Below are 5,689 nucleotides of genomic sequence, written 5' to 3'. Positions count from 1 at the left end.
ACCCAGCGACAACGAGACGGATCCCGCGACCGAATCCATGCCTCGCCCACGCGATTGCCACTCCGGGGCCGAAGAGGAGGATCGTGTCGAGACGGTTGAGGGCGGCCAGGCCCGCGATTCCCGCCAGGACGAGCAGGTCCTTTCCGGAAGGACGGTCCTCCGGAAAGCGGATGACGAAGAGGGCGAGGAGCAGATGGGTCAGCGGGTTCTCGAGCCCGGATGTGGAGTAGTCGGTGAATGCCCTGGAGAACAAGAGCGCAGCCATCCCGGCCAGGACAGCCCCGGGCCTCTTCCTGTAGCGCCAGACCAGCAGGGCGACCGTCAGCGTGGAGATCAGGAGCGAGAGGATCGCGACCGTGTGGAACGCCTCGCGGGTGATGGCATAGGGGATGAGCATGACGAAGAGCCACAAGGGGTGCGTGAACGATTGGACCCGCTCGGCGACGTTCCAGCGGAGCCCGTGGCCGTGGACGAAGTTGTCGAGCGTCCGCAGCGTGATGTAGGCGTCGTCCGACATCCACGCGGTGCGGGCGAAGACGATCCCGGCGAGGCCGATCAGGGCGGCGCAGAAGATCGCGAGGTTGCGCGGGCTTGCGGAGAGGGCAGCGAGGAAGGCGCCGGCGCGGCCTTCGAGCCGGCCGAGCATGGGAGGGCCCGCGCCGCCGGCCGATCCGGGTTCCCTACGCGCGCGCTTCGACGCGCCCGACAAGGCCCAGCCTCCCCATCCCGTCAAGCCCTCCGAAGCGGATGCTTCCAGATCGGAACATCCTGCTTGATGCGCTCGATTGTCGTCATCGCCGCGTCGAACGCTTCCCGCCTGTGCGTTGCGACGGTCCGGATGTAGAGGCTCGTCTCGCCGGCGGCAACCGGGCCGATCCGATGGAGGATCGTGATGTCGCTCAGTTCCTGGGCCGCCGCGACCTCCCGGGCGATCTTCTCGAGCTGCGCGCGCGCCATCTCCTCGTGGCACTCGTAATCGATCGCGCCGATCGGCTCGCCGTCCTCGATGCCGCGCACGATTCCCTGGAACTCCACGACGGCGCCGCGGTCAAGGGCCGAGAGACCCATGGGGCGATCGAAGGCGAGGGGAGTCCTGACGATCTCGATCCTGATCATCCGTCATCCGCCCTGCACGGGAGGGATGAGCGAGACGACATCGCTCTCGCGCAACGCCTGTCCCTCGGCCGCGTACTCGTTCCCCACGGCCACGCGAGTTCCGCGGCGGTGCGGGAGGAGGTCGGGCCTCGAGGCGTAGAAGACATCGAGGGCGTCGCCGACTCCGATTCCCTCCGGCAAGTCGACGATCGCCTCCGCGGTCCCCGCCGCGACCCGCAGCGGTCCCCACAGGAGAAAGCGAATCTTCAAGGCGATCCTCCCCTCACGGGAGGGATCCTACCAGAAGAGCAAGCCCCCGGGGCATCCCGAGGGCTCGGCAATCAGCCGTCCCGGCCGGCTCCTACGCCGCCTCCGCCTTCCCCTCCTCGCCCCTGACCGTGGCCTGCTCGAGCGCGCCGGTCTGGATCATCACCTCGTGCTCGCGGATGAAGGGCAGGAGGCAGTCCAGGGCGTCGACAATCTCGGAGTCCAGCTGCGTCCCCCGAACCGCGTCGATGACGGCGAAGGCGCTGTCGGGCGAGCGCCGCTGCCGGTAGGCCCTCGTGCTGGTCAGCGCGTCGTAGGTGTCGGCCACGCTGATGATCCGCGCCGCGTGCGGGATCTCCTCCCCCCTGAGGCCCATCGGGTAGCCGCGGCCGTCGATCATCTCGTGATGGCTGCGGACGCCGAGGCTCGCCGCCGCGAGCTGGTGGATCGGCGCGAGGACCTTGTAGCCCCTCTCGGGGTGCTCCTTCATGATCTCGTACTCCTCGGGCGTGAGCCGCCCGGGCTTGTTGAGGATCCGCCCCGGCATCCCGATCTTCCCGATGTCGTGCAGGATCGAGGCCCACTTGAGCACGTCGAGCTCAGCCGCGGACAGCTCGAGCGTCTTGCCGAGGAGCATCGAGAGGATGTGAACCCGCTCGGAGTGTCCGGAGGTGTAGGCGTCCTTCGCCTCGATGGCCGAGACGAGGCTCTTCACCGTCGCCATCTGGAACTCCTTCAGGTTCTCCACCAGATCGTGGTTCGTGATGGCCATCCCGATCCGCTCGGCGACGGTCTCGAGCACGCGGATCTCGCTCTCCTTGTTGAGGGGGCCGGACTTCCCATGGACGAGGCAGAGAACTCCCCGAGGCTCGCCGTCGACCGGCAGCCGGACGGCCAGGATGCGCGCCGCGCCGCCCATGGGCGGATCCTCCGGGCGCAGCTCGGCGTCTCCTCCGACGAAGAAGTTCCTCCCGGACGCCTGGAGGCTGCCCGCCAGCAGCTCGCCCAGGATCCGCCATCGCCTCGCCGCGGCGGGGGCGATGCGGCTCGATGCGGAGTTCCGGGTGGCGATCTCGAGGAAGCGGCGCTCCGCGACATAGACGATCGCCGCGTCAGCCCTCGCGACGCCGCACGCCTGAGCGAGGATCTGCCTGGCGATCGACCGCAGGTTTTCGTTCTCTCCGAGCTGTCCGGTGACCTTGCAGAGAAGGCTCAGCTCCTCGTGAGCGTGGGCCAGCCGGCCCTGGGCCTTGCGCAGATCGCGAGAAAGGTGCATGTGATCGGCCGCCAGCCGGGCGAGCCGTCCGAGAAAGCGGGCCGTCCGATCTCGACTCCATGGGGAACCCTGCGGACTTGCGCAGGGGCGCACGGCCACGAGGCGGAGGGGAGTCAGGCCCGTCTCGTCGATCGGAAACGAGAAGACATCCAGCCCCCGCCCGCAGACCCAGGTCTCCGCGTCACGAGAGCCGTCGGGGCGTCCCATCCGCGCGGGATTGCCTGCGCACGCCGCGAAGATCGCGGGATCGGTCTCGCCGCAGGCGACGCAGGACGGAGCCGGCTTGGCGGAGGGAGCTCGAGGATCCGACGTCAAGCGGATGTCGATCCAGATCCCGAGCAGCTCGGAGGAGCTTTCCAGGAGCGCAAGAACCCCTTCGGGAAGCAGAGATAGGCTCCCGCTTCTCGTCCGGGGCACTCAGGGCCTCCTCAGACGGCGCGCAGCGTTGGCATCTCGGAGGCGTACCATTCCTCGAGGCGCTCCAGGATCTCCGACTTTCTCCATGGTCTCCCGACCATACCCAGATCGGCGAAGCCCTCGATGATCCTTCGCTCCTTCTCGCTCGGGGCGCGATGAACTAGGGCGAGAACCGACATCGATCGCCGTCTCTGGTGGGCATGGACGGCTCTTCTCCAGTTCTCGAGCTGGAACGGGGTCTGGGGGACGACCAGGAGCAGCAGGTCCGGGCAGGATCGTTCGAGGGCGACCGCTGGGGGGAGGTTCCCGCCGGCGACGCACGCCAGGTATCCTTCGGCCTCGAGCCCGGCCGCGATCCAGTGAAGAAGACTCTGAGGCTCGCCGACGATCAGCGTTTGAACGGGCAGCATGCTCACACCCTCCCTCCAGGGGATACGCGGGGTCCGAAGCCATGAGAGCAAGATGGCTGCCACACTGGGGCCGCCGATGGGGGATTCCGAGACTCTCCCTATGCCGCGCGCCCGAGCCCGGGCCTATCGGCGGAGGTCGATCTTCCGCGGCCCCCGGCACTGGAGCGCGCTTTCCGGGGCCCTGGAAGAAACCCCCGGCGCCGACAGCCGCTCGCCATGGCTCGGCGTCGATGCGATGCCCGACTGCGCCATGCACGCTTTCCGCGGAGCGGCCGTGCAGCCTGCAAGGAGACACCTGAAGACGGTGGTGTTAGGGAGACGAGGCGCGCGATGGGGCGCGCGCGGAGGGAGGATGGGATTGCCCGTGGGCCGGCGCGGGGCTATCGTACCCTCACGGGTCGCTTCAGGCGGCAGACCTGGCGGCCCCTCCAGTCAGATTGGCGGCCCGTGGATAGGAGATCCAAGATGATGCGAACGCTCTGGTTCGTGCTCCTGATGTTCGTCCCGCTGTTGGTCGGGCTTCCCCGGATGGCCCGCTGCCAGGGGACCGCCGAGGCTCCAGGGCCCCGCGTGGCCGTGAAGACCCTGGAGGGCGTCGCGGCCGTGGTGGGGGACAAGCCGATCCTCCGTTCGCAGGTGGAAGAGCGTTTCGAGGTCTTCTCGCCTCAGTTCGAGATCGACGTCTCGGACACCTCGCGCGCGAACCAACTCCGCAGGGAGATCCTCGACAACCTGGTCAACGAGCAGCTTCTCCTGCTCGAGGCGGAGTCGCAGGGGCTCAAGATCGACGAGCAGCAGATCGGCGATGCGGTGGAAGCGGCGATCAAAGGAGATCAGGAGCGTTTGGGGGCGGCCGAGTTCGCCGCGGAGCTGGCCAAGGAGGGGATCACGGAGGCCGATCTGCGAACTCAGTACGCGGCCGATCTCCGCGACGATTTCCTAAGAAGGCAGCTTGTGCAGAGGGACGTCCTTTCGAAGGTGGTCGTCACGGATCTCCAGGTCGAGAATCACTTCAAAGAGAATCGGGCGAGCATCGGCAAACGCCCCCGCGCCCTGCGCGTGCTCGATCTGTTCGTGCGCGTGAGCGCCGACAGCGCGATCGAGGTCTCCTATCGGAAGCGGATCGATGAGATCCGCCGCGAGATCGCCGCGGGAATGGCCTTCGAGCAGGCCGCGAAGCTCTATTCGGACGACGATAGGAGCCGCGACGCCGGAGGTCTCCTCGGTCGGTTCGCCCCCGGAGACCTGGGCGACAGGGCCTTCGAGCGGATCGCCTTCACCGCGCCCCCTGGGGAGGTCAGCGAGGCGATCCGGACGAACCTCGGGTATCACCTGATCCAGGTCGTCGATCGCGATCCGCAGGGGGCCTGGGCGCAGATAAGGCATGTCCTGCTCCAGGTGACGCCGTCGAGGAGCGACGAGGTGAGCACCCGGCGGCGGACCGAGTCGGTCCGCGAGAGAATCGTCGCGGGGGGGCTCGACTTCGCGGAAGCCGTGCGCCGCTACTCGGATGACCCGGTCAGCCGCGAGAGCGGCGGCGATGTCGGCTGGTTGCCGATCGACAACTTCCTGGGGGAGACAAGGGCCGCTGTCGACTCTCTTCGGGTCGGGGATGTGAGCCGCGTGGCGAGGGTAGAGGGCGGCTTCCACATCTTCAAGCTCGTCGGGGAGCAGGCGGAGACGGACTACTCGTTCGAGGAGATCCGCGACGAGCTGCGTGTCATGGTCGAGAACCAGGAGCGCCAGAAGAAGTTGGATGAGTATCTCGCGGGGCTCAGGAAGAAGGTCTTCGTCGAGATCAGGTCCCTCTAGACCATAGTGCTCCTTGCGGAACCATGTGGCGCGCGCTGGTCGGCGGCGGGCCGGGAGGGGACCGCGTGAGGATTGACCTGCTGCTCCACGCCCTGTGCCTGTTCAAGACCAGGAGCCAGGCGTCGAAGGCCTGCGCCGAAGGGCGGGTCTGGCTCAACGATCAGCAGGCGCGCTCCTCCCGGACTGTCAGCGTGGGGGACAGAATCCGCTGGCGCGACTCCTTGGGGCGGATGGAGGAGGAAGTGCAGATTCTGGAGATCCCGACCCGGCAGGTCTCGCGGGCCGCGTCCCGCGACATGATTCGGCCGATCGCCAAGAGAACGCTCGACGATCCCTGGGTGAGCGAATGATCGCCTTCGAGCATGTCTGGCTCCGCTATCCGGGCCCGAGGGAGGAATACGCCCTCGAGGAC

General features: G+C 67.7%; 7 protein-coding genes. 2 read left to right on the top strand and 5 right to left on the bottom strand.

Annotation, left to right across the window (positions count from 1 at the left end; genetic code table 11):
* The 5 genes from FJY88_11450 to FJY88_11430 form a co-directional block, all read right to left on the bottom strand.
* The coding region (locus FJY88_11450) for a hypothetical protein (protein ID MBM3287947.1) at positions 1-709 on the bottom strand (709 nt) is incomplete at its 3' end.
* Between the two features lie 20 nt (positions 710-729).
* Positions 730-1,116, bottom strand: coding sequence for a molybdenum cofactor biosynthesis protein MoaE (locus tag FJY88_11445; protein MBM3287946.1), 387 nt, complete (start codon positions 1,114-1,116; stop codon positions 730-732).
* A 3-nt stretch (positions 1,117-1,119) separates the two neighbouring features.
* The gene (locus FJY88_11440) at positions 1,120-1,371 is read right to left on the bottom strand and encodes a MoaD/ThiS family protein (GenBank protein ID MBM3287945.1); all 252 of its coding nucleotides are present in this window, start codon (positions 1,369-1,371) and stop codon (positions 1,120-1,122) included.
* A gap of 85 nt (positions 1,372-1,456) precedes the next feature.
* Entirely contained in the window at positions 1,457-3,055 is a 1,599-nt protein-coding gene (locus FJY88_11435; protein ID MBM3287944.1) for an HD domain-containing protein, read from the bottom strand.
* 11 nt (positions 3,056-3,066) lie between these two features.
* On the bottom strand, positions 3,067-3,465 hold the full coding sequence (locus FJY88_11430) for a hypothetical protein (GenBank protein ID MBM3287943.1): 399 nt from the start codon (positions 3,463-3,465) through the stop codon (positions 3,067-3,069).
* Positions 3,466-3,681: 216 nt separating this feature from the next.
* Between FJY88_11430 and FJY88_11425 the strand changes: the two genes are divergently transcribed.
* Positions 3,682-5,277: a hypothetical protein gene (locus FJY88_11425; GenBank protein ID MBM3287942.1), complete on the top strand. Its 1,596-nt coding sequence runs from the start codon at positions 3,682-3,684 to the stop codon at positions 5,275-5,277.
* Positions 5,278-5,300: 23 nt separating this feature from the next.
* The gene (locus FJY88_11420) at positions 5,301-5,627 is read left to right on the top strand and encodes a hypothetical protein (protein ID MBM3287941.1); all 327 of its coding nucleotides are present in this window, start codon (positions 5,301-5,303) and stop codon (positions 5,625-5,627) included.
* The last annotated feature ends 62 nt before the right edge of the window (positions 5,628-5,689 follow it).

The organism is Candidatus Eisenbacteria bacterium (genome assembly GCA_016867495.1).
Taxonomy (GTDB): Bacteria; Eisenbacteria; RBG-16-71-46; order CAIMUX01; family VGJL01; genus VGJL01.
Note: the sequence above shows the minus strand (reverse complement) of the source record. Positions and strands in the feature narration are given on the sequence as shown.